Annotated in this window: 21 protein-coding genes; 10 read left to right on the forward strand and 11 right to left on the reverse strand. The window is 45.8% G+C overall.

Annotation, left to right across the window (positions count from 1 at the left end; genetic code table 11):
* Window positions 1-4: 4 nt before the first annotated feature.
* The 4 genes from LJ658_RS19575 to LJ658_RS19590 are packed head-to-tail and all read right to left on the reverse strand — an operon-like array spanning window position 5 to window position 3864.
* Window positions 5-952 (reverse strand): GNAT family N-acetyltransferase, encoded by a 948-nt coding sequence (locus LJ658_RS19575; RefSeq protein ID WP_230548247.1) that lies wholly within the window; start codon window positions 950-952, stop codon window positions 5-7.
* Window positions 945-1952 (reverse strand): polysaccharide deacetylase family protein, encoded by a 1008-nt coding sequence (locus LJ658_RS19580; RefSeq protein WP_230548248.1) that lies wholly within the window; start codon window positions 1950-1952, stop codon window positions 945-947. Before LJ658_RS19580 ends, LJ658_RS19575 begins: the two co-directional genes overlap by 8 nt.
* Window positions 1953-1958: 6 nt before the next feature.
* Entirely contained in the window at window positions 1959-3086 is a 1128-nt protein-coding gene (locus LJ658_RS19585) for a hypothetical protein (protein WP_230548249.1), read from the reverse strand.
* A complete protein-coding gene (locus tag LJ658_RS19590; RefSeq protein WP_230548250.1) occupies window positions 3073-3864 on the reverse strand; it encodes a class I SAM-dependent methyltransferase in 792 nt (263 codons plus the stop codon). The genes LJ658_RS19585 and LJ658_RS19590 overlap by 14 nt, the downstream gene beginning before the upstream one ends.
* A 202-nt stretch (window positions 3865-4066) precedes the next feature.
* Between LJ658_RS19590 and LJ658_RS19595 the strand changes: the two genes are divergently transcribed.
* The 5 genes from LJ658_RS19595 to LJ658_RS19615 are packed head-to-tail and all read left to right on the forward strand — an operon-like array spanning window position 4067 to window position 9645.
* Window positions 4067-5569 (forward strand): B12-binding domain-containing radical SAM protein, encoded by a 1503-nt coding sequence (locus LJ658_RS19595; RefSeq protein WP_230548251.1) that lies wholly within the window; start codon window positions 4067-4069, stop codon window positions 5567-5569.
* Window positions 5570-5581: 12 nt separating this feature from the next.
* Entirely contained in the window at window positions 5582-6316 is a 735-nt protein-coding gene (locus tag LJ658_RS19600; RefSeq protein ID WP_230548252.1) for a bifunctional 2-polyprenyl-6-hydroxyphenol methylase/3-demethylubiquinol 3-O-methyltransferase UbiG, read from the forward strand.
* A 3-nt stretch (window positions 6317-6319) separates the two neighbouring features.
* Complete coding sequence (locus LJ658_RS19605; RefSeq protein WP_230548253.1) at window positions 6320-7357, forward strand: radical SAM protein; 1038 nt, start codon at window positions 6320-6322, stop codon at window positions 7355-7357.
* A 6-nt stretch (window positions 7358-7363) separates the two neighbouring features.
* Complete coding sequence (locus LJ658_RS19610; RefSeq protein ID WP_230548254.1) at window positions 7364-8824, forward strand: radical SAM protein; 1461 nt, start codon at window positions 7364-7366, stop codon at window positions 8822-8824.
* Window positions 8824-9645, forward strand: coding sequence for a bifunctional 2-polyprenyl-6-hydroxyphenol methylase/3-demethylubiquinol 3-O-methyltransferase UbiG (locus LJ658_RS19615; protein WP_230548255.1), 822 nt, complete (start codon window positions 8824-8826; stop codon window positions 9643-9645). Before LJ658_RS19610 ends, LJ658_RS19615 begins: the two co-directional genes overlap by 1 nt.
* A gap of 9 nt (window positions 9646-9654) precedes the next feature.
* Here LJ658_RS19615 and LJ658_RS19620 read toward each other — a convergent pair whose 3' ends face one another.
* From LJ658_RS19620 to aat, 4 genes are all read right to left on the reverse strand, one after another.
* Complete coding sequence (locus tag LJ658_RS19620) at window positions 9655-10575, reverse strand: nucleotidyltransferase domain-containing protein (protein ID WP_230548256.1); 921 nt, start codon at window positions 10573-10575, stop codon at window positions 9655-9657.
* Window positions 10576-10694: 119 nt separating this feature from the next.
* The gene (locus LJ658_RS19625; protein ID WP_230548257.1) at window positions 10695-14321 is read right to left on the reverse strand and encodes a carboxypeptidase regulatory-like domain-containing protein; all 3627 of its coding nucleotides are present in this window, start codon (window positions 14319-14321) and stop codon (window positions 10695-10697) included.
* A gap of 112 nt (window positions 14322-14433) precedes the next feature.
* On the reverse strand, window positions 14434-15012 hold the full coding sequence (ruvC, locus tag LJ658_RS19630; protein ID WP_230548258.1) for a crossover junction endodeoxyribonuclease RuvC: 579 nt from the start codon (window positions 15010-15012) through the stop codon (window positions 14434-14436).
* 161 nt (window positions 15013-15173) lie between these two features.
* Window positions 15174-15803: a leucyl/phenylalanyl-tRNA--protein transferase gene (gene aat, locus LJ658_RS19635; RefSeq protein ID WP_230548259.1), complete on the reverse strand. Its 630-nt coding sequence runs from the start codon at window positions 15801-15803 to the stop codon at window positions 15174-15176.
* 91 nt (window positions 15804-15894) lie between these two features.
* Here aat and LJ658_RS19640 point away from each other — a divergent pair, with 91 nt between their 5' ends.
* The 3 genes from LJ658_RS19640 (at window position 15895) to LJ658_RS19650 (ending at window position 19990) form a co-directional block, all read left to right on the forward strand.
* Window positions 15895-17274 carry a DUF1800 family protein gene (locus LJ658_RS19640; protein WP_230548260.1) on the forward strand — a complete coding sequence of 460 codons (1380 nt, stop codon included), beginning with the start codon at window positions 15895-15897 and terminating at the stop codon, window positions 17272-17274.
* 12 nt (window positions 17275-17286) lie between these two features.
* Complete coding sequence (locus tag LJ658_RS19645; RefSeq protein WP_230548261.1) at window positions 17287-18675, forward strand: DUF1800 family protein; 1389 nt, start codon at window positions 17287-17289, stop codon at window positions 18673-18675.
* Window positions 18676-18790: 115 nt separating this feature from the next.
* On the forward strand, window positions 18791-19990 hold the full coding sequence (locus tag LJ658_RS19650) for a DUF1501 domain-containing protein (RefSeq protein WP_230548262.1): 1200 nt from the start codon (window positions 18791-18793) through the stop codon (window positions 19988-19990).
* A 46-nt stretch (window positions 19991-20036) separates the two neighbouring features.
* On the opposite strand, the gene hisS is transcribed toward LJ658_RS19650, so the two are convergent.
* The 3 genes from hisS to LJ658_RS19665 all read right to left on the reverse strand — a co-directional run bounded on the left by hisS (window position 20037) and on the right by LJ658_RS19665 (window position 22264).
* The gene (gene hisS / locus LJ658_RS19655) at window positions 20037-21416 is read right to left on the reverse strand and encodes a histidine--tRNA ligase (RefSeq protein ID WP_230548263.1); all 1380 of its coding nucleotides are present in this window, start codon (window positions 21414-21416) and stop codon (window positions 20037-20039) included.
* A 102-nt stretch (window positions 21417-21518) separates the two neighbouring features.
* A complete protein-coding gene (locus LJ658_RS19660) occupies window positions 21519-21884 on the reverse strand; it encodes a VOC family protein (RefSeq protein WP_230548264.1) in 366 nt (121 codons plus the stop codon).
* A 2-nt stretch (window positions 21885-21886) separates the two neighbouring features.
* Window positions 21887-22264, reverse strand: coding sequence for a VOC family protein (locus tag LJ658_RS19665; protein WP_230548265.1), 378 nt, complete (start codon window positions 22262-22264; stop codon window positions 21887-21889).
* A 113-nt stretch (window positions 22265-22377) separates the two neighbouring features.
* Here LJ658_RS19665 and LJ658_RS19670 point away from each other — a divergent pair, with 113 nt between their 5' ends.
* Together LJ658_RS19670 and LJ658_RS19675 are read left to right on the forward strand one after the other, a co-directional pair.
* On the forward strand, window positions 22378-22722 hold the full coding sequence (locus LJ658_RS19670; protein WP_230548266.1) for a carboxymuconolactone decarboxylase family protein: 345 nt from the start codon (window positions 22378-22380) through the stop codon (window positions 22720-22722).
* An 87-nt stretch (window positions 22723-22809) separates the two neighbouring features.
* Complete coding sequence (locus LJ658_RS19675; RefSeq protein WP_230548267.1) at window positions 22810-23364, forward strand: DNA-3-methyladenine glycosylase I; 555 nt, start codon at window positions 22810-22812, stop codon at window positions 23362-23364.
* The last annotated feature ends 5 nt before the right edge of the window (window positions 23365-23369 follow it).

Below are 23369 nucleotides of genomic sequence, written 5' to 3' on the forward strand. Positions count from 1 at the left end.
GCCGCTAAAAAATATCAATATCCGCAAAAGTAAACTTGATATTTGAAGTTGGCAAACCCTCCTCCAAATTTTTAAAGCCGGTTGTATAGGATGCGGTGGGCTGGTAATATTGGGCAAACAAAGTGTGCAGGCCCGTTTGGGGGCTTGCCTGGAAATGGATTTGGCTAATCCCTAATTTACGGGCAAATGCCCGGAGTTTTTTCAGGGTTGGTCCAAAACCGTCCGTCATATCCTCTATGTCGCCTATATGCAGCCCGTTTTTCAATTTTATCCAGAATAAAGATCCGTTTATCTGAACCACATAGGTGGGCGAATAGCTTTTATACCTGAGGTAATCGTCATCACGAAAAACCCCGTTAAATCCATCGGCTAAAACAGAGTTTGCAATACCGCGCCGCGGTTGCAGGCAGGGTTTTAATACCCACCTCTGGTAACGGCGGTATCCCGGCCGCAGGAAGGGGAACCTGCGGGCAATCCTTTCTAAATTAATAACACGCCCCACCGGGATCATGAAGCGGTCCATAGTCCCGGTGGTATGCCAGTTTAATTTATTCATCAAACCCGGTAGCGAATTTTGATTGGGGAACCCAAAAACCAGGCGGATCCCCGCGTCTTTACACAATGCGTAGGTTTGATTGGCCAGTTCTGTAAACAGGCCCATGTTTCTATAGTCGGGATGCGTCATCGTATCGGCCGATTGGGCCGCTAAAATGGTGTGGCCATCATACCAGAGCAGCGTAGGGATTACCCCGTAGTAGGCTATTGGCCGGTATAGTTGGTTATAGGCGATAAAGCCGATATATTGTGCGCCGGTATAAGCAGTATCGTATTTTTTTTGAAAGAAATCCGCCGCCTGGCTGCGTTTATATACTGCCTGGTATAACGAAGCCAGGTGGGTTATATTAAATACGCTTAACCGCTTAATTGTGTATGCTTTTTGCGTGCTAGTCATATTTACAGGTTATGGTTGCGTAAAGCTGATTAACGGGCGATATAAACGGATTAACAGTAAAACGTTCGCGCATAGTATTATCCAAAGCATCTGTTGCCGCATAAAAATCCATCGCCAGTAATTGGTTATATCCCGCTTCTTTGGCCAGGCTTATTACCTGCGGGTTATAGCTGCCGTACGGAAAGGCGAGGCTGGTTACCGGTTTTGCTGTCAGCTTTTCCAAATATTGCTTTACCTGCAACAGCTCACTAAAAGCATCGCCGGGGCTTATTTTAGCCAGGTCATTATGGTAATAGCCATGCGCGCCTATCCGCGCAAACGGCGAGGCCGCCAGCTCTTTGATTTGGCCCGCCGTCATTTGCAGCCAATAGTCTTTAAGCTGCTCCTCATTTTTAAAAGGTACCAGCGGATATAGCTGTTCCATCAGCTCTGCCTTTTCTGTAAATCCCGTATTGCGCAGTTTTTCTTTAAGTGCGGCTTGATCTTTAGCCGACAGATAGTGATCGTACCGGCCCTTGGTATAGCGCTCGTTTTTAAAGGTTATTTGCCGCGGGCCGTATTTACTAACGACGCCTAAAAAGTCGTTCCATAAAATGTCGTAATTTTCATTGGTTATGCCGGTGATAAAAAATGTGGCGGGTATTTGATATTGCTCCAGTAACGGCAAAACATAGTGATGATTATTGGCAAAGCCATCGTCAAAAGTGAGGCAGATATTAAACTGGTCATTGCTAAAATTACCGGCATAAAAATCATCCAGCGGGATAACGTTGCAATGCTTTTTATAAAGCTGCAAATGCCGCTCAAACATTCGGGCGGTTAAAAAAATAGGGTTAAAACGGGTATGGTCTTCTTTACAAATACCATGATAGATGAGGATGCGGCTACCCCGTGCATTTTTATAAAAAGACTTATCCAGGCCGGTAAAATACTTGGCATCACGCATCAACCCGCGAAAACCGCGGGCTACTTTGGAGCGTATTTTTGAATAGATGTCCATAGGTGGTTAGCTGGCTGTTACCGGGAAAACCGCTTCGGGATAATATTCTTTTATATTGGCCATTAAGCCAGGCAGATCGCCCTGCACATATTTGCAGGCGCCGTTGATATAGATCTTACTGAACCGGCTCAGATCAAGCTGGCCCAGCTGATCCAATAAACTGTCATCAAATAACCTGATCTGCTCTTCATGCACCACCAGCAAGATGTCTGCCGGGTCGGTGGCAAAAAAAACATCGAGGGACGATCCTTCACTCTTCCTTTTAGCTACTACGATGGCTGGCCGGTTGCCGCCGCTGGTGTACCGCCAGGCTGCCCCTTCGGGATGAAGCGAGCGGTACAATTCCGGGTCGGTTAACATTTTTGTTTTGCGCGCCAGCCTGATATGGTTCCAGATGTTCCAGCTGCCGGTGAGGGTGGAGTCTGTGCCGAATAAAATGGTAGTATGTTTCTTTAAATCATCAGCCGGCGCTGTTTTATCCAGCAAAAAATAATTTGACTCCGGGCACCATACCAATGCTTCAAACTTTTTGGCCTGTGCGCCGGTCATGGCAACCCCATGTACGCCTATCAGTTTTTTTTTAAGCAGGTTCCAGTTAATGAGCCGGTCTATCTCGGTACCCGAAACTTCGTCGCTGCCTTCACCTACGTGTATCACTACCGGCAGCTTTCTTTTAAGTGGATTGTTGAGCCTGACCTTCCACAGTTTTTCAAACCCTACGGAGTGGATGCTGTGGCATTGGGCTATATTAATAGGCGCGTTATTTATAGCCAGCGGCTCGCCATGATTAACTACCGTAGTAACGCCGCAAAGCAAATTTTTAAATATGCCCCAGCTAACGCGCAGGGCCAGCGGTATTTTTAACACCGCCGCTATTTCGTTTTGATAATTGGCATGCAGATGATTGCCCCATTCGGTATAGTTATTATAAATTTTGTCGCCCAATTGCGGAAACAGGTTAAAATCAAGATGATCATGTGAATTAACGAGGCCCGGAAAAGCCAGGGCATTATCAAAAGTTAATTGAAGGGCGTCTGCCGGGGCATTGCTGCCCGGGGCAACAATCTGCCCGTTTTTAAGCTGGATGTTAACAGGTCCGGTGCCGGTAATCGTATTAACATTATTTAATATCATGGCTTCGTTTTAAATGAATGCCGTAGATAATGCGGGCATCTTTAAATCTCTCATAAACCGGCAACGCGTTTTTTGCCTCATAATAATGCTTTACCGATTCATCTATTTTTCGCTCCAGCTTATTAACTATCCTGAAACCGTGCTTAAAAAGGATGCTTTCAATATCATATACATAATGCACAAAGTTTTGTATGGCTATGCTGCTGTGTTTATGCTCAAACGTGCGCCTGCCGCCAAATGCCAGGGCGTTTGGGTGGAAATCGGTAATAATGATATCACCGTTATACTTCAATATCCGGCTCCAGGCGTGCAGTGCCTCGTCAATATTTTCAATATGCGCAACCGTAAGGGTTGACACAATAACATCATACGTGGCTGTGCCGGTATCTTTAAAAAGGTTATCGGTTATCTGGTTAGTTTTTGCATTGGGGAACTTTTGCTCCAGACGCCTTAACATCCCCGCCGAGACATCAAAGCCGGTTAGGCCTGCCGGCTTGTTATTAAAAAGTTTGGGCCAGTGCCTGCCGGTACCGCAGCCTATATCAGCAACCTGTTTGCCGGTAATGTCAGTTTCGGCCAATAGTTGGGTAAACACTTCTTCGTCCAGGTCCAGCATCAGGTTGCCGGGTTGTACATCATAACTTTTTGCCCACAGGTCGTACGCCTCAACCGATTTTTTTTCTTTCACGGTGTTAAAAAACAGGGCGTGCTGCACAGTTTTTTTTAAAGCTGATAACAAGCTGTTAACCGGGCTGACAGTTGCTGTAACCGTATTCATTTTTAATGTTTTTTAAAGGCGTCTATAATCAATTACGGCAGGCTATTTATAAAGGTTGCCCCGGCATTTTATTTCATTTAGCGGGCAACCTTTGGTTTGCGGGGGGCGTAACTCTTTTGATAATTGTGTAATATATTTAGTTTTTAGTTTGATAGTGATGGGCGCCACCTGTCACTATCTGTTTACCTGCGAAAAACATCAGATGAATAAGATCTTACTGTTTAACCCCAAAAGCGCCATTGCCAAGTATAGGATCCCGAATTCTATTTTAAACATAGCGGCGTCTGTTGAAGGGAAGTACGAGTGGGTGATTGTCGACGGAAATTGCGAGGCTGATCCGCAGAAAAAAATAGAAGCCTATTTAAATACCGGCGAATTTAAATACCTGGGGTTTACCGTGATGCCGGGCCCGCAGTTAAGGCAGGCCATTACCGCCGCTAAAGCTATCAAACAAAAATATCCGTTTACAAAAATGATCTGGGGCGGCTATTTCCCGTCTAACCAGCCCGAGTCGGTATTATATTCAAGTTATGTTGATTTTATTATCAACGGACCCGGCGATCATGCTTTCCCGGCATTAATAACCGCATTGGAAAACGGCGAGCCTTATGAGTTTATCAAAAACCTGATTTACCGGGGCGCTAACGGGCAGATAGTTAAAACCGCCAAGGAGGATCTGATAGACCAGGACTCATTACCCCCGTTGCCTTATAATAAGCTGAACGAATTTTACCCGATCCCTAAATTTTTAGGCAAAACTTACCTGGGCGAGAAAACGCTGGCCTATCATTCAAGCATCGGCTGCCCGTTTACCTGTTCGTTTTGCGCGGTGGTGCCTATTTATGAGGCGCGCTGGAAAGCTAAATCGGCACAAACAGTTTATAATGACGTTAAATATATTAAGGATAAATGGGGCGCTACCGCGATAGAGTTTCATGACAATAATTTCTTTGTATCAGAAAAACGCGCGGTTGAGTTTTCCAGGCTGATAGAGCCCGAGAACATGACCTGGTGGGGCATGGCCCGCATTGATACCATGAGCAAGTTTAAAGATTCATCGTTGGAGGCTATTCGCCGCGGCGGCTGTAAAATTATATTTTTTGGCGCCGAAAGCGGTAACAATGCCATCCTTGAACAAATGGATAAAGGCGGCACCCAAACCGGCGACCAGATACTGGAATTTGCCGAACGTTTAAAGAAGTTTGACATCATCCCCGAATATTCATTTGTGCTGGGCACGCCTGCGCCCACACCGGAGCAGGTAATGGCGCAGATTGATTTTGAGATAGACTTTATTAAGAAGGTAAAAGCTGTCAATCCGCAAACAGAGATCATTATTTATACCTACAGCCCGGTGCCTACCGAAGGGTCAGAGATGTATAAGCAGGTACTGGCAAGCGGCTTTAAATTTCCGCAGACTTTAGAGGACTGGATAAGCCCGGCCTGGGAGAATTTCGACCTGCGCAAAAATCCGCTCACGCCCTGGCTAACTGCCGGGATGATTGATAAGATCAGGGATTTTGAAACGGTACTGAACGGGGTATATCCAACTACAACCGATATCAGGCTGAGCGCTTTAAAACGCGCGGCCATAAAAGCGGTATCAACCCTTCGGTACAAAATAAATGTATATCAATACCCGTACGAGATCAAACTATTGCAAAAGGTCTGGAAATATCGCCAGCCCGAGATACAAGGATTTTAAATAACTTGGACGTTGGATATAAGTATTCAAAATAGAGCAATAAGGCGTTCAAAACCCCGCAAGCCGGATTTTGAAGAGCTTTATGTTGCCGTGCGCGACTACGAAAAAAAAGTCTACACCGATGCAGAGCTCCAGGTATTGCCCGATTTTAGTATCCACTCTGAAGAATGGGAAATAAGAAAACGCTCAAGCGGCAGGTTGCTGTCTTACCTGGGTAAAAAGCAAAGGTTTTTAAGGATTCTTGAAGTAGGCTGCGGCAATGGCTGGCTCTCGGCAAAAATGGCTGGTCTGCCGCAAACTTATGTGGCCGGCCTGGATATTAATCTTGCCGAAATTAACCAGGCAAACCGCGTGTTTAAAAAACCGAACCTCGAATTTATATACGACAGCTTTACCGACAATACTTTTGATACCGACAAATTTGATATAGTTGTGTTTGCGGCGTCACTGCAATATTTTCCGTCGGTTGTGGCGGTGTTGCAGCAGGTCGAACGGATTTTAAGCCCCCACGGCGAGATCCATGTTATTGACACCCCTTTTTATGCCCCGGAGGATGCCGCGCGAGCGGCCGACCGCTGTCGCAGCTATTATAAAGATATGGGTATCCCCGAAATGGCTGATCATTATTTTCATCACTCGGTAAGCGAATTTTGGGGTTTTAATTACCGGGTGCTATTTAACCCAACCAGCCTGTTTAACCGGTTGTTTAAAAAAGATCCGTTTTACTGGATCGTTATTAAAAAATAAACAATGCAATCCCTCATACATACCTACAAACGCTACCGCACGTTACAAACGCACCGGATATCAGCCCTGCCCGTAGTTATCCTGATGCCGCACAGCGCCTGCAACTGCCGTTGCGTGATGTGCGATATCTGGAAAGACAATAAAAACCTGAAGCAGCTAACTACAGAGGACGTTACCGGTTTGTTGATCTCTCTGAAAAAATTGGGAACCGGGCAGGTCGTGATGTCGGGCGGAGAGGCGTTATTGAACAATAATTTTTTTGAGCTTTGTAAGATCCTTAAAAACGAGGGTATAAAAGTTAGTTTGTTAACAACCGGCCTATCCATAAAAAATAATGCCATACAGCTGTTAAGATGGGTTGATGACCTGGTGGTATCACTGGACGGCGACGAGCCTACGCATGATGCGATACGTAATATCCCCAGTGCTTTTGCCAAATTAAAAGAGGGTGTAGCACATCTAAAATTATTAAACCCAAACTATCGTATAACCGCGCGTACGGTTATCCACCGGCTTAATTTTAGAAATTGGCCAGCTATAATTGCAGCTGCCAAAGCGATGGGGATTGACCAGGTAAGTTTTTTGCCTGCGGATATCAGCAGTCATGCTTTTAACCGCCAAACCGCCTGGAGCGAACCCCGGCAACATGAAATACTGCTAAGCGAACAGGAACTGCCCGAGCTACAGGAGGTGGTTAATACCGTACTTAGCCAAACTGCCGATTTTACCGATAAATTTATTGCAGAGTCTGCCGCTAAAATTCAGGATATCTATCATTATTATACAGCGTTTTATGGTTTAAATCCGTTTCCTTATAAAAAATGCAACGCGCCCTGGGTGTCAGCCGTAATTGAGGCTGACGGGACCGTAAGACCCTGTTTTTTTCACGACAGCATTGGTAATATCCGCGATAGCCCGCTGGCCGATCTGTTAAATACCGAAGCGGCCATAGCTTTTAGAAGAACGATGGATATGAGCACCAATGCTACCTGCGTAAAGTGCGTGTGCAGCTTAAATCTGTCGCCACTGGCAACATTATAACAGGATATGAATACGATACTTTTTTCACATTCCTACTTTTTAAGGTTCGACCCTAAACAATGGTCGATAGGCCAGCCCTATGCGCCATTGGGCACGCTTTATGCCGCGGCGTTAATGCGTGAAAACGGGTACAATGTCAGCTTGTTCGATACCATGTTTGTTGCCGGCCCGTCCGAAGTTGAGCCGGCCCTTGATCAGGCTAATCCTGATTTTTTTGTGATCTATGACGACGGGTTCAATTATCTCACTAAAATGTGCCTTACCAATATGCGCGAGGCGGCTTTCAGTATGTGCAAAATGGCGAAGGCAAGGGGGTGCACTGTAATAGTATCCAGTTCAGACTCCACCGACCGATACGAAGAATACCTGAAAGAAGGGGCCGATTTTGTATTGATAGGCGAAGCCGAACAAACCCTGCTGGAGCTGGTAGATCATATCCGGGCGGGCGAAAGTAATACAGATCTTATCCCCGGATTAGCTTATATGAAAGACGGCCTGGCATTGAAGACCCGGCCACGCCCGGTGTTAAAGGACCTGGACAGTCTGCCCCTGCCGGCATGGGACCTGGTGGACCTGGAACCCTATCGCGACAGCTGGTTAAAAAATGCGGGCTATTTTTCAATAAACATGGGTACTACCCGCGGTTGCCCGTTTAAGTGTAACTGGTGCGCCAAGCCTATTTATGGCAACCGCTACAACTCGCGCAGCCCGCAAAATGTGATAAAGGAACTGAAACTTTTAAAGGAGCGTTACCCTATTGATCATATCTGGTTCTGCGATGATATTTTTGGTTTAAAACCGGGGTGGGTGCTGGAGTTTGCGCAACTGGTTCAGCAGGAAAACCTGCGTACCCGGTTTAAAATACAATCGCGGGCAGACTTGCTGGTTGACGAAGAGCTGGTTAACGCGCTGGCCGCCGCAGGCTGTGAAAATGTCTGGATAGGCGCCGAAAGCGGATCGCAGAAGATATTAGATGCTATGGATAAAGGCACCACCGTGGGGCAGATTCATATCGCTACAAAAGCTATGAAAAAGGCAGGTATTAAGCCGTCGTTTTTTATCCAGTTTGGTTACCCGGGCGAGGATAAGACAGACATTGCCAAAACCATAAAAATGATCAATGAACTGTTGCCGTTTGAGATTGGCATCTCGGTGTCGTATCCGTTACCGGGCACGGTTTTTTATGACCGGGTAAAGGCTGATCTGAAGAAAAAAACCAACTGGACAGACTCGGACGAGATGGCCCTGATGTTTAACAACACCTTTGCGCCAACTTACTACAAGCAGCTGCACAGGTATGTACATCAAAACTACCATATGCACCTGGCAAAAAACAGCCTGCTTAAGCTGATTAAAAACCCGTTGGGCGCAAACGCCCAGAGTTTAAAAAAGGCGCTGTCGGTAATTTATTATAGCCCGGCAACCTATATAGAGCGGTTAAGACTAAATCAGCTGGAAAAAGCGTGATGGAGGCTGTTGTAAAAAATATCAACGAGCGATATGCGGCAAAAGCGTTTTCTGCACAGTCGGGTATATTTGATGAAATTTATGCCGCCAATACCATCGTCAATTATAAACGCGACCGGGTGCGGGCGCATGTATTACATTACCTGAAACCCAACGCTACTATATTGGAACTAAACAGCGGCACCGGCGAAGACGCCGCCTTTTTTGCCAGCCTTGGCCACCGGGTACATGCTACGGACATTGCCAAAGGCATGCAAAAAAAGCTGCGCGAAAAAGCGGCGAAGCACGGGCTTAATAACCTGATCTCGACCGAACTGCGTTCATTCACAGAACTTGCGCAGTTAAAAAACAAGGGCCCTTTTGATTGTGTTTTCTCCAACTTTGCGGGCCTTAACTGCACCGGCGAGCTGAACAGGGTTTTATTGTCATTACCCCCGCTGTTAAATGACGGCGGTATAGCCACCCTGGTTATTTTGCCGCGGTTTTGCTTATGGGAGTCGCTGTTGTTGTTTAAGGGGATGTTTAAAACCGCAACCCGCCGGTGGTTCAGCAAAAACGGGGTGAAGGCACATATAGAGGGCACGTATTTTACCTGCTGGTATTACAATCCGTCTGATGTGATCAACACGTTAAAAGACTCGTTTGATGTACTGAGCGTGGAGGGGTTATGCACCGTAGTGCCACCGTCTTATATTGAGCATTTTGCCGAGAAGTATCCCGCTGCCTATCGCCGGTTAAAAAAAATAGAGGAACGGGTTAGGTTTAGCTGGCCGTGGCGCTTTATCGGTGATTACTATATTATTTCTTTGCGGAAGAAATAATGATCCGGCCTAATTGGCCAGTAAATTTTCGGGCACTACCAATATCTGCGACATCTTGTTTTTATACTGCTCCAGCAGCCGCGCCTGGAAATTCCCCGGATCGGGTTTGGCGTAATGTTTGTCAGCATCCATGGCCATTATGGCGCCCTTCGAGTTTAGCTTTTTCTGCGCCGTTTTCTTGTTCCATCTGCCGGCGGTAATTTTCATCAGCCGGCTATCAATAGCATTACCAACCGGGTTGTTTAACAGCTTTTCAAACAATACCTTAAACAGCGTGGGCCTTAACGGCTTGGCAGATGATAAGCGCATGATTTTGTTGGGCAGGTATTCGCGGGTCCAGCTGTTGGCTGCGTAAAATTGCTCAATCACCGTATCGCCCTGCAGGGGGATAAGGGTAACCACCTCAATAGCGGTATAAATAGTTTTCTCTTTAATCTCCAGCTGTTCTTCATCAATATAATAATTCATGCAGAAATAGTCCTGCTTGCCTACCAAAAAAGTTAGCTTTTTAAAGGTATGCATTAAGGTGCGCGCTATCCATAAGCGGTTTTTCGCGGTGATGATAAACAGATCGATATCCGAGTTCTCATCCGCAAAATTTTTTGATAACGAGCCGGATATGGCAATGCCGCGTACATATGGGAACCGGATAAGCATATCCCCAACCCTGACGGCAATTTTAATCAGCTCGGCAGCTTTTTTATTACCGTTGTAGCGGCGGGCTATTAAAGAATAATCATTTTTAAGCGTATAGAAATTACTGAACTGGTAAACCGACCGGCTGGCAACCAGGCATTTCAGCGCCAACTCAAAGTCCGGCTGATCATACCTGTTTTTCAGGAACAGGTAAATTTCACCGCTGGTTAGCGGATATTTGAAAATATCAAAATAGGCCAGTGTAGCTAATATGTTTTCTTTTGCCTCGTTCACTTTGGTAGGTTCTGCATCTTGATTATACTGATGACGGAACAATACCGCAATAGGTTGCCCCCCGCTCTAAATAAACAGCGTATTTGGTTGATTTACTGTTTAAAAGCCGGTTTGCCGCCTCACTCCACGGCGTAAGTATATACCTGCCTGCCCAGTTCGCCGGCGGCGTTAATACCCTCTACCACTACGCGGTAAGTCCCCGGGCCATGGGCATTATAAAAGTCGAGGGTGGCTTTTCCGGTTTCGTCTGTGTTCACATAAGGGTTCCAGTAGATGGTGGTACGGCGGTCCGGTTGTTTATAGTCAACATCCGGCCGGTCATAACGCGGCGAATAGAACCGGCGCACTTTATTAAACCCTTTAGGGGTTATGTTGGCTATAGCGGGGTTGTATTGCTTGCGGGCAGACGGCGGCTTGGTTAAAATTAACACATAGCCCACATACCTGTCACCACCCTGCAAAAGCTGAACCATCGCCCGGTTTTTTCTTACCACCTCTATTTTTGCAACATCTTCAGGCAAGATACTGCCTTCCAATACGTCGTCAATTTCTCCTTTCTCCAGCAGCTTCCTTCCATTAACAATGAGCCCAATCGTTTTACCGTAATATGGGTCATACGGGTCCCGCGGATCCGGAGGTAAACGCACCGGCTCGGGTTGCCCCATAATTACCAGCTGCTTAAAACCATCTTTGTCTGTTTCAATACTGATACCCTGCAGTCGGCCTCGTAAGAACATTTCCAGGTTAGTATAACTGTCAGGTTCGGTAACCGTAATCACTTTATCCGCAGACGCCTCATCGGGCAAACTAAACATTTCCTGCAGGGCAATCCCTTTGTGACTGTTTTCTTCTTTTGCTTTCCGGGTGTTAATATCTACCTGCTTCAAAGTATGCAGCTTGTTTAGAGACGTTTTTTTGTCGTCCTGTATGGCTTTGGTATTTTCTTCTTTGGATGCGGTGGAAGCAATTTGGTGCGCAATTTTATCGTTTTGCGCCGCAGCCTGCAGTCTGGTTTTGTTGGTGTCAGTAATCATCATGTTTTTATTTCGGGTGATACTTACCCGCGGGACGCTGTCTACAACGATAATGACATTATCGCTGTTTTTCGTATCCCGTGCCTGTACCGCGAATTTGATACTATCCGAAAGGAACATTTTATCGAATTTGAACCTGCCATTGGCGTCCGTAATGGTGTCTTTGGCAACCCTTGCTTTTATGGACATCAGGGACACGCTGGCATTGGGCAAAGGTTTATGGTTAAGCGTTGTCACCAGGCCGGAGATTGTGGTGCCCAGCCCCTCAACCGCAAATGCCGGTTTGGTATTTAGGGTGCTATCCAGCAATTTCCATTCAAACCTGCGGTAGCCCTGGGTCAGCATCAGGTTATCCAGGGCCCTGTTTATTTCGCCGGTATCTGCAGTAAAGTAGTAATTAGGTTTCTCTATATAGCCTTTAAGGTCCGAGGTTAACAGGATGTTAGAGAAAATCGTACTCTCAACGCTTTCATCAACAGGTACTTTGCTTTCATCGGTCACCGCTACCGAAAAAAAGCCGGCGGCCGGCACGTGGTCGCCATTGTTTGCGCTTAAGTTCAGTTGCACCTGTTCCCTGCTTTTATAAATCGTTTTTGCCGTGCTGACGGCCAACTGCATTCGGTCATCGCCTTTAATAAACGCGATACGCTCATTCAACGGCTCGTTGTTGCTATTGAAAATAGTGAACTGCGCTATCCCGCTTGAGAAGGATTTTTTGTAGAGCCAGATAGAAGTAATAGGGCTGGTGATCTTGACGGCCGAAGCAAAGATCGTTTCCCCGCTGCTTTGGGATATGAGGTTAACTGTTGATGGCTGTAAACTGGCTGTGGTATTGAGCCGCACCAGGATACTGTCTTTATTTGGCTGATAAACACTGAGCACATAACCGTCATCCAAAGCCTTTGGTAGGGCGATACTTTTGGTGGTTCCGTCTGCAAAGCTGATTTGGGCGGTATAGCTCCTGCCTGATAAAGGCCTCAGCGAAAAACTACCCATGCCGGCATGCAGTGTCGCAAATTCGGTTATCTCGTTATGCTCATTGTCGGTTATCCTGCCACTGATGGCAGTCCCCAGTCCGTCGCCGCCTACCGCCTTAAAAGCCACCCTCGAAGTAATGCCGTTTACCAGGTTCCCGCTTTCCGGAAAAAACTGGATATCCGCACGTTGGAAGTTGTTTTTAAACTCCTTGCCCTTTTTTAGCTCTGCGGGGTTACCTACCGTAAAGATATGGTCAAAGAAATAATCCTCACCGGCGTTGCGCATCCATTGGGTATAGGCGCGGATGCGGTAGGCGCCCTCCTTCAAATCATCGCCTAAAACAAAATCGCCCTGCACCATGCCCGAGGTTGCCGGTAGTTTCAACGATTTTATCAATAAGCCCTGTTCGTCGGCCAGATCGACATAAACCGCCCCGCTTAGGGCTGATAGCTGGTGCCGGCTGCCGGTGGTTAAGTAACCTTTAAACCAAATAGTATCGCCAGGCGCATAATAAGGCTTATCGAGGTGCAGATAAGCTTTTTCCTGTGGGATGCTGACCGTCCATTTTTGCAGGATGTTTGTCAACTGATTAAGAGCTTCGTCCCTGCGGGGGCTGACAGCAAAAGGCGGCTGGTATTCAACCGGCAACTGATCGCCCACCCGCGCTTTTGCCCAATAGCCATGAATATAAAAGTCGCGGTAATCAGTATAGCTGCCTTTTTTATCGATAATGGCCTGGTCGGTAGCGAGCCTTAGCAACGATCCTTTTTTGTCGATAGAAGTACTTTGTTTCAGATCTGATTTGGTTATCTTAAAACGTGCCGCTATTTTGGGATTATAAATAACATATAATTGCCGCCTGAATTTAAACGAGGTGAAATTGGTATCGAGCGCTGTAATCAGGGAGTCGAACATAACCGGGGAGTCCTTGATGATGATTCTGTCTGATAGTTGGACAGTAGTATCATTGTATTTTAATGTTGCAAAACCGTACAGCGGTTTTGTAATAAAACCATTCTCCAAAGTATTGTCGGCATGTACCGATCTCAGGAAATGCATAAATGATCCTTGGTAAGTTGCCAACCGGTTTTTTGCCCATTTCTTTTTTTCGCTGCTTGTTCCGTCCATTTGTTCAAAGCTGCATTCGCCGTGGTATAGGGCGATGTCGGCTTTAGAATTATATCCAAAATCTTTAAGCTGATAATGAATACGGTAACCCAGACGCTTATTTTCTATGATCAAAAAATCATCCGCGTCAGCCAACAATAATCCTTTTTTGGTGCTGAAGCTGATAGCCTTGGGGTTAAGGATAACACATTGCTTAGCATTGTCTGATTGGCCTAAAAAATTCTCCTTAAATAATTTGAAGTTTTTATCCCACGCGTTTTTCTTGCCAATTACTACCTCATCAAGGCGAATAGCTTTAGTAGCTAGTTGCAGCTCGAGGTTAAGCGGCCCGTCTTTTACAATAATATTGCGGGCTAACGGCGCATAACCCAACATCTGTACCGAAAGCTGAAAAGTACCGGTAGGGACGTTGTTGAAATTGAACCGGCCGTTTTCATCCGTAGGCATTATGCGTTCCGTCCCGCCGATAAAAACGGTGGCGCTTTTAAGCGGTTCGCCTTTTTCGTTGGTAACAACCCCGGTTACGTTGTATTGCGCCTGTGCCGTTAGCTTAACGGACGCGAGCAATAAAACGCTAAATAACAGCAGTTTATAAATGGTTTTCATACGACAGGTATTAGGTATGATCAAATATAACCATTTACTTTAATGGGTCATAATCACACCCGTATGAAACAGAATCTCATCAATTCATTCGCGTAGCCAGGCAGCCGCGCACCTATTTCACCACCCGTTTCACATTATCCTTAACAAAGGTATCCCAGCCCGAGTACGACTTTTTGCTGCCGCTTTTGCCCGCAGGCATGCGTTGGAAGGCATGGCAAACGGCTACGGCCAGGCCGTCGGTAGCATCTAAAAAATCGGGGGTTTCTTTAAAGCTCAGCAGGCTTTGCAGCATGGCGGCAACCTGCTCTTTGGCGGCGTTACCGTTGCCGGTTATGGATTGTTTTATTTTACGCGGCGAGTATTCTGTAACCTCAATATTGCGCGACAATGCGGCGGCCATGGCTACGCCCTGCGCCCGGCCCAGCTTTAGCATCACCTGGATATTTTTGCCGTAAAAAGGCGCTTCAATGGCCAGGCAATCGGGTTTGTAGTTATCAATAAGGGCAACGGTTTTTTCAAAGATGCGCTGCAGCTTTAGCATGTGGTCGTCAATTTTATCCATCTTCACCACGCCGAGGGCGATGAGTTCTATTTTAGGCCCGGTCTCTTTAACCAGCCCGTAGCCCATTACGGCCGTGCCGGGGTCAATGCCTAAAATTATTCGTTCCTTGGTGCTTATTATTTGCTGCATGTTATATTAAAGTGTTCCGAAGTGTTCCGCTTCGTTCCGGGGTGTTCCGGAGTGTTCCGGGGTGTTCCGAAGTGTTCCGCTTCGTTCCGGGGTGTTCCGGGTGTTCCGCTTCGTTCCGCTCACGCAAAGTGGAACACCCTAAAGTTAGCTATCCTGCCCAACTATTTCTTAAGCATTGCCATATATTCTTTTCTGCTGATCATCCGGGCGCCCATGCTTTCCAGGTGTTGGCTGTGTACCTGGCAGTCAAGCAATTTATACCCGCCGGTTTTCATCAGGCTGATCAACGCTGTTTTTGAGGCGTTGCTAACTTTGCTGAACATACTTTCGCCGCAAAATACCTCACCAACCACTACGCCGTACATGCCGCCAACCAGCTTACCGTCCTGCCAAACCTCTACCGACCGGGCATAGCCTTCTTCATGCAGCCGGATATAGGCCTGTTGCATATCGCCGGTTATCCAGGTGCCGTCCTGGTCCTTGCGTTCGGCCAGGGCGCAGGCGGTTATCACGTCAGTAAAGCTGGCATCAAAAGTTACCTTAAAACGGTTTGAGTTTAATACCCTTCTCATGCTTGATGAGATGTTCAGCTCGTCGGGGAAAAGCACAAACCGCTCATGCGGCGAATACCATAGGATAGGTGTATCATCGCTATACCACGGGAAGATACCGTTCTGATAGGCAAGCATCAACCGTTCTGCCGAAAGGTCGCCGCCAACAGCCAGCAGGCCGTCTGCTTCAGCCAGTTCAGGGTCGGGGAATACCAGATGTTTATTGAGCCTGAATATCATTGTCACAAATCTATGTCTTATCGTATAAAAATGACATTGCAATTAAACTATTTGTTAAATTAGCATTCATACTGTTTTAAAGCTTTAAAACATGGCCAATCTTAAGCAAATCAAACACTTAGTATCACGTGCGGGCTTCGGCCTGGGTTTCGACGAGTTTAAGGCTGCCGCGAATACGGGTATTAAACAAGCCGTTAATGACCTGTTTAAAGCATCGGCAAATTATGAGCCCCTTACGGCCGTAAAAAGCAATGTGGATTATAGTATGGTTATAAAAGGCGACCCGGCCAGCCGTAAAATGTTTCAGCAGCAACAACGGCAACAGGACCGCGAACTTAACATAGCCTGGGTAACTTATATGGGTACCACTAAAGGCCAGCTGCGCGAAAAAATGGCGTTGTTTTGGCATAACCATTTTGCCTGCCGCGCCAAGCAGAGTTTGTATGCCCAGCAGTTGGCAAATATACAGCGCGTTAATGCCCTGGGTAACTTTAAAACCATGACTCTGGAGGTTGCAAAATCGCCGGCCATGCTACAGTTTTTAAACAATCAACAAAATTTAAAGGGGCACCCGAACGAGAATTTCGCGCGCGAGCTGATGGAGCTTTTTACGCTTGGGCGGGGCAACTATACCGAACAGGATGTTAAAGAATCGGCCCGTGCATTTACGGGCTGGGGGTATGACGCCGCAGGCGAGTTTAGGTTTCGGCCCTTCGTCCACGACACCGGTCAGAAAACCTTCCTGGGTAAAACCGGAAATTTTAAGGGCGAAGATATTATTAATATCCTGTTTGAGAACAAGCAAACGGCCCGTTTTTTAAGCACAAAATTGTATAAATATTTGGTAAACGAAACACCCGACCCGGCGCACATAGAAGCAATGGCTGATATTTTTTACAAAAATAATTATGAAATAAGCCCCTGGCTGGAGCATGTGTTTACCGCCGATTGGTTTTATGATGACAAGAACGTGGGCAACCTGGTAAAATCGCCGTTGGAACTGCTGGTTGGATTAAACCGCCAGTTTAACATCACTTATGAAAAACCTGGCGTGCTGATGCAGTTTCAAAAAATATTGGGCCAGACATTATTCCGTCCGCCAAATGTTGCCGGCTGGCCGGGTGGGCGCAACTGGATAGACAGCTCGTCATTAATGTATCGGATAAAAATACCGTCAACCATATTAAACGGCGGGGTTATCGACTTTGAAGGGAAAGCCGACCCGGAAGACGAAGCCTTTTTAGCCACGATGCGCACCCAACAGCAAGCGGTGAATATCCGCGTACAGGCACAGCCCGACTGGAATAAATTTTTAGGCAGTATACCTAAAGGCCTGGGTAAAACAAGTATAGCACAGTTTATGTTAGAACCTAAGTTGAGTAGTGCATTAATGAATAACATTAGTCAGTCAACCGACACAAAGGCGCTGGTTATCGAGCTGGTGTCATCGCCGGAGTATCAGTTAGCCTAACAGGGAGGTATTATGAATAACTCGAAAAATATAAAACATCTATACGCCAGGGCCGGTTTCGGTATCAGGTTTGAAGATCTGCATGACCACCAAAACTGGTCTATCAGGAAAAGTGTAAAAAAACTTTTCCAGGCGTCCGAAAAAATAGAACCGCTAAAAGCTGTAACAGAAAATATCGATCTGAGGCCAAAGCCGGCTGCCGAGCTAACCGAAGATCAAAAGAGGGCGCTTAACCAGGAGCGCAATCAGCAGGAAAAGGCGCTTAACGATGCCTGGGTAAAACAATTAAGTACTACCGGGGCGCAGTTGCGCGAGAAAATGACGCTTTTTTGGCATAATCACTTCTCATGCAATGTGGGTAATTTTTATTACCAGCAGGAGCTAAACAATATAGAACGGGCCAACGCGCTGGGCAACTTTAAAACGCTGCTGATGCAGGTGTCGCAAACGCCTGCTATGCTGCAGTTTTTAAATAACCAGCAAAATCAAAAAAATCATCCCAACGAAAATTTCGCGCGCGAACTGATGGAGCTTTTCACCCTTGGCCGCGGACATTATACCGAACAGGATGTAAAAGAATCGGCACGTTCATTTACCGGCTGGGCCTACAATGGCAAGGACGGCACCTATAAGTTTAACAACGGAACACATGATACCGGCGTTAAAACATTTTTGGGCCAGACCGCCAATTTTTGCGGCGAGGATATCATGAATATCATTACCAGCAACAAGCAAACTGCTGTATTTATATGCACTAAGCTGTATAAATATTTTGTTAATGAGGTGCCTGATGATATCCACATTGGGCAGATGGCCGATGTTTTCTATAAAGAAAATTATGAGATAACGCCGTTGCTGAAGTTTGTGTTCCTGTCTGATTGGTTTTATGATGAAAAGAATATAGGTAACCTGGTAAAATCGCCGGTTGAGTTTTTAGTGGGATTGAACCGTCAGTTTTATATTAACTATCAAAATCCCGATGTGCTGATGCAGTTTCAGCGTACTTTAGGCCAGGTATTATTCAGGCCGCCAAATGTTGCCGGGTGGCCGGGCGGTAGATCATGGATAGACAGTTCGTCGCTCATGTACCGGATGAAGATACCTTCAACCATACTTAACGCGGGTGTTATTGACTTTACCGGCAAGGCGACACCCGAGGATGAAGCCTACCTGGCATCGCAACGCAAGCAACAGTTAAATGTAATTAAACGCGTACAGGCGACACCCGATTGGGATAAGTTTTTAAAAGATATCCCCAAAGATACCACACACGAAGACATAGCCCGTTTTATGTTGGAGCCTGATTTAAATAAAACAGTAATTGACGAGGTTAACAGGCCCGGCGATATAAAATCAGTAATAATAGAAATAGTATCAACGCCGGAGTATCAACTATGCTGAGTTTAACGGGCGAATGAGTGATTTGGAATGATTAAATAAGGTAATGAAATTTGGGCAGATAAGTAAAGGAGCTAACCACTCGTTCACTGATTTGCCCAGGCAAAATTAAATAGTTATGGAACGCAGAGACTTTTTAAAAAACACCGCATTAATATCAGGGGCCTTTATGGTGCCGGCTTTTTTAAAGCCTTTAGAGGCAATTGCAAAAGGCGATTTAACGGGGCATAAAAATCTGGTTATTATCCAGCTTTCGGGCGGTAATGATGGTTTAAATACCGTCATCCCTTATGGTAATGATATTTACTATCAAAAGCGTAAAACCATAGCTATTAATAAGCCGGATATAGTTACCCTGAATGATATGCAGGGATTAAATCCAAACCTGTCAGCATTGAAAGAGATTTATGATCAGGGCTGGATGAGCATTATTAATTCGGTAGGTTATCCAAACCCCGACCGGTCGCATTTCCGGTCGATGGATATCTGGCAAACCGGCAGTGACGCTAACCAGTTTTTAAGCACCGGCTGGATCGGCCGTTACCTGGATTCGAACTGCCAGACCTGCAAAAATCCGTATACAGCTATTGAAGTTGATGACACCCTGTCGCTGGCTATGAAAGGGGCTAAAATGAAGGGCATTGCCGTGCAGGACCCTAACAAGCTGTTCCAAACTACGCGCGAGCCGTTCTTTAAGGATCTGGTGCATGACCATGGCGACGCTAATTTAAATGAGGACAACCTGGGTTATCTGTATAAAACCATGATCGAAACCTATTCGTCGGCTGATTATATACAGAAAACATCAAAAACTTATAATGTAACCGCGCAATATCCTAACACCGGTTTAGGCTACCAGTTAAAGAATGTATCTAAATTTATTAATTCGGGATTAGATACCCGGGTTTATTATGTTTCGCTAAGCGGATTTGACACCCACGTTGGCCAGCAGGGGCAGCAGGGCCGCCAGTTAAAAATTTATGGCGATGCCGTGGCCGCGTTTATAAAAGATCTTAAGGCAACCGGTAAACTGGATGATACGCTTGTAATGACCTTCTCTGAGTTTGGCCGCCGTGTTGAGCAGAATGCCAGCAACGGCACCGACCATGGTACAGCAAACAACGTATTTATGTTTGGCGGTAAGTTGAAGAAACAAGGGATATTTAATGATTCGCCCGACTTATCCACCCTGGACAACGGGGATTTAAAATACCAGGTGGATTTCAGGGATATTTACGCAACGCTGCTGGATAAATGGCTTGATGTAAGCAATAGCCAGGTGCTGAATAAGAATTTTGCAGGATTGGATTTGATATAGGTCTTGTTTGTCGTTCTGAGCGAAGCGAAGAATGGCAAACAAAACTTTATAAACCCGGCGTCAACTTCTCTAAAATCTCTTTTACCGTCAACTTCTCCTGCAGGCCCGATGCCATATCTTTAAAAGTAAGTTGGCCGCTTTGCATTTCATCGCTGCCAATAACTACGGTGTAAGGGATGTTTTTATTATTGGCGTAATCTAACTGCTTTTTGATCTTAGCGCCGGCAGGGTAGAGCTCGGTATTAATGTCGTTTTCGCGCAGGCGTTGTAACAGCGGTAGGGCATACAGCTCACCATCTTTATCAAAGCAGCATATTAAAACCAGGGTGCTTTGGTTGGTGTCGGCCGGGAAAAGGTTTAGCTCTTCCATCACATCATAAATACGGTCAGCGCCAAAAGATATGCCTGCGCCGGTTAATCCTTTCAGGCCGAACATGCCGGTCAAATCATCATACCTGCCGCCGCCGCCGATACTGCCCATGGCAACCTCATTGGTTTTAACCTCAAATATGGCGCCGGTATAATAGTTTAACCCGCGTGCCAGGGTAATGTCTAATTCAATCGTTGCGTTTTGAAGTTTAAAGTTATCTATATAACTCAGTACCTCTTCTATTTCGTCGCAGCCGGTTTGGCCAATTGCAGACCCGGCGAGCGCCGCGCGCAAACTTTGCAGTTTTACCGAATTGGTGCCGTCCAGCAAAATTACCGGTTTAAGCCGCTCAATATCTTCAATGGTAAAGCTCTTTTCAAGCAGTTCTTTTATAACACCGTCGAGGCCGATTTTATCCAGTTTATCAATGGCAACAGTCAGGTCAATTATGTTATCAATTTTTCCTATAACTTCGGCTATGCCGGATAGAATTTTTCTATTATTAATTTTTATGCTAAAATCCTTTAATCCCAAGCTGCTTAAAGCCTCGTCATAAATCAGGATAAATTCGGCTTCATTTAATAAAGAATCAGAACCCACCACATCCGCGTCGCATTGAAAAAACTCGCGGTAGCGGCCCTTCTGCGGTCTGTCTGCACGCCAAACCGGCTGCACCTGGAAACGCTTGAAAGGGAAGGTGATTTCGTTTTGGTGTTGTACCACGTAACGGGCAAAGGGTACGGTCAGATCATAACGTAAGGCTTTTTCAGAAATGTCTGAAACAAGCTGGTTTGAATTTGCGCCTGCTAATTTTTGAGGGTCGACTTTTGAAAGGTAATCGCCGCTATTCAATATCTTAAACATCAACTTATCGCCTTCATCGCCATACTTCCCGGTTAGCGTGGAGAGATTCTCCATTGCCGGTGTTTCAATTTGCTGATAGCCAAACTTGCGGAATACGTCTTTAATGGTATCAAAAATAAAATTTCGTTTTACCATTTCGGCGGGCGAAAAGTCACGGGTTCCTTTGGGTAAAGATGGTTTTATAGCGGCCATGGGGCAAATGTACAAAAAAGAGTGTATTACGGCCTATTTAAACGGTCCGGGGCTTTCTGTTGACCCTGCCCAATGGGTCGACAGGCAGCTAACAGAAGCAGGTTAAGCAAGATACTCGAGCAACTCCATCCTATTCCCAAACGGATCCAAAAATGTAAACCGGTTGCGCCCTTCAATAACCGGCTCTTCGTCTATCCTGATGCTATTCGCTTCTAAATGCCTGCGTGCGGCGGCCAGGCTGGTAACCTCAAAAGCAGTATGTCTGAACGTACGGCCAACAGGCGGCTCAACGCCTATATGTAATTGGATATCACTTATAATAAACCAATAGCCGGGTGTAATAAAGATATGGTCAGGGCGCGAGATCTGTTGCAGCCCCAAAACGTCAGCATAAAATTTACGGGCCGCTTCCAGCTCTGCCGGCGCCACGCAAATATTGATATGATCTGTACGCTTAAAGTTAACCATGTTTATTCGTGCTCTGCAAAAGTTAATACGTAGCCGTTATTGTCTTTTATAGAAAACTCGGTCGCGCCATAAAAGGTGGTTTCCAATCCTTTTAATACCGGTACCTTATCTTTAACCTGCTCAAAAAAGTTGCGGATGTTTTTTAAATTGATGTATAATAACAACGATCCGCCAGCTGTGCGCGAAATCTCGGGCAATTCATTTGCAAGGCTCTCAAAAGTTTGAAACATCATGGTTACGGGGCCGTTTGCCATCATAGCCCAAACTAAGTCGTCGCCCTCTTCAGGTACAGACATCGTAATTTTAAAGCCAAGTAATTGATAAAAAGCAATAGTTGCTTTCATATCATACGTAAAAATATTGGGCGATAAGGTTTCCATTTTTATGTGGTTTGTTACGTGTTAATGACGAGATAAAGATAATGGATTTCCTAACTTTATCCCTTCAAAAAAAGTACTCATTCAATAATTCACTTATCATTCCTCATAAAACCATGGGAAAATTAACAGAAGATTTTGAAAGCTATCGCACCAGGATGAACGATAGGATCATGGAATCGGCCAATACCAATATCAAACGCTTTTTTGCTTTGGACGCCACCACTTATGCCGATGGTGCGCTGGATGTAAAAACGAAGGAAATGCTTGGCCTGGTAGCGTCAACGGTATTGCGTTGTGATGATTGCATAAAATACCACCTGGGTAAATGTTATGAGGCGGGTGTAGGGCACGACGAAATGAACGAGGTGTTTATGATAGCCAATTTGGTAGGAGGATCAATCGTTATCCCGCATTATAGAAGAGCGGTAGAATATTGGGATGAATTAAACGAGGCATAATTAATTGCCGTAGAGTATACCCTGTAATAAAATAAATAACTTGCATAGCCGAGACGCAAGCATTGCGTCTCTACAAAACAGAACGATATGACCCAACAACTAAAACGCTGCGCCTGGTGTGGCACCGATGCGCTATACATGGAATATCATGATAACGAATGGGGCAAAACCACCCATGATGATAAAGTTCTGTTTGAATTTTTGATACTGGAGGCCGCGCAGGCGGGATTGAGCTGGATAACCATTTTACGCAGACGCGATAACTATCGCAGAGCGTTTGCCAATTTTGATGTGCATAAGGTGGCGGCCTTTGATGACGGGGATGTGGAACGTCTGATGCAGGATGGCGGTATAATCCGTAACCGGCTGAAAATTATAGCGGCTATAAAAAATGCCCAACTATTCCTGGAAGTGCAGAAAGAGTTTGGAACATTTGATCAATACCTGTACAGTTTTATGCCGGATGGTAAGCCTGTTAATAATACCTCGGGCAGCACGCCTGTCACTACCCCTGTATCTGATGCCATAAGCAGGGATATGAAAAAACGGGGCTTTAAATTTTTTGGCAGTACTATTTGTTATGCGCATATGCAGGCCACAGGCATGGTGAATGATCATGTGCAGGGCTGCTCGTTTAAATAGCTTGA

It is taken from the genome of Mucilaginibacter sp. UR6-11 (assembly GCF_020880695.1).
In the GTDB taxonomy this organism is placed as follows: domain Bacteria; phylum Bacteroidota; class Bacteroidia; order Sphingobacteriales; family Sphingobacteriaceae; genus Mucilaginibacter.

Excerpts from the sequence above, each read along its gene's own strand:
- LJ658_RS19575 (WP_230548247.1), bottom strand. The coding sequence starts at position 952 with ATGACTAGCACGCAAAAAGCATACACAATTAAGCGGTTAAGCGTATTT.
- LJ658_RS19580 (WP_230548248.1), bottom strand. The coding sequence starts at position 1,952 with ATGGACATCTATTCAAAAATACGCTCCAAAGTAGCCCGCGGTTTTCGC.
- LJ658_RS19585 (WP_230548249.1), bottom strand. The coding sequence starts at position 3,086 with ATGATATTAAATAATGTTAATACGATTACCGGCACCGGACCTGTTAAC.
- LJ658_RS19590 (WP_230548250.1), bottom strand. The coding sequence starts at position 3,864 with ATGAATACGGTTACAGCAACTGTCAGCCCGGTTAACAGCTTGTTATCA.
- LJ658_RS19595 (WP_230548251.1), top strand. The coding sequence starts at position 4,067 with ATGAATAAGATCTTACTGTTTAACCCCAAAAGCGCCATTGCCAAGTAT.
- LJ658_RS19605 (WP_230548253.1), top strand. The coding sequence starts at position 6,320 with ATGCAATCCCTCATACATACCTACAAACGCTACCGCACGTTACAAACG.
- LJ658_RS19610 (WP_230548254.1), top strand. The coding sequence starts at position 7,364 with ATGAATACGATACTTTTTTCACATTCCTACTTTTTAAGGTTCGACCCT.
- LJ658_RS19615 (WP_230548255.1), top strand. The coding sequence starts at position 8,824 with ATGGAGGCTGTTGTAAAAAATATCAACGAGCGATATGCGGCAAAAGCG.
- LJ658_RS19625 (WP_230548257.1), bottom strand. The coding sequence starts at position 14,321 with ATGAAAACCATTTATAAACTGCTGTTATTTAGCGTTTTATTGCTCGCG.
- ruvC (WP_230548258.1), bottom strand. The coding sequence starts at position 15,012 with ATGCAGCAAATAATAAGCACCAAGGAACGAATAATTTTAGGCATTGAC.
- aat (WP_230548259.1), bottom strand. The coding sequence starts at position 15,803 with ATGATATTCAGGCTCAATAAACATCTGGTATTCCCCGACCCTGAACTG.
- LJ658_RS19640 (WP_230548260.1), top strand. The coding sequence starts at position 15,895 with ATGGCCAATCTTAAGCAAATCAAACACTTAGTATCACGTGCGGGCTTC.
- LJ658_RS19645 (WP_230548261.1), top strand. The coding sequence starts at position 17,287 with ATGAATAACTCGAAAAATATAAAACATCTATACGCCAGGGCCGGTTTC.
- LJ658_RS19650 (WP_230548262.1), top strand. The coding sequence starts at position 18,791 with ATGGAACGCAGAGACTTTTTAAAAAACACCGCATTAATATCAGGGGCC.
- hisS (WP_230548263.1), bottom strand. The coding sequence starts at position 21,416 with ATGGCCGCTATAAAACCATCTTTACCCAAAGGAACCCGTGACTTTTCG.
- LJ658_RS19660 (WP_230548264.1), bottom strand. The coding sequence starts at position 21,884 with ATGGTTAACTTTAAGCGTACAGATCATATCAATATTTGCGTGGCGCCG.
- LJ658_RS19665 (WP_230548265.1), bottom strand. The coding sequence starts at position 22,264 with ATGGAAACCTTATCGCCCAATATTTTTACGTATGATATGAAAGCAACT.
- LJ658_RS19670 (WP_230548266.1), top strand. The coding sequence starts at position 22,378 with ATGGGAAAATTAACAGAAGATTTTGAAAGCTATCGCACCAGGATGAAC.
- LJ658_RS19675 (WP_230548267.1), top strand. The coding sequence starts at position 22,810 with ATGACCCAACAACTAAAACGCTGCGCCTGGTGTGGCACCGATGCGCTA.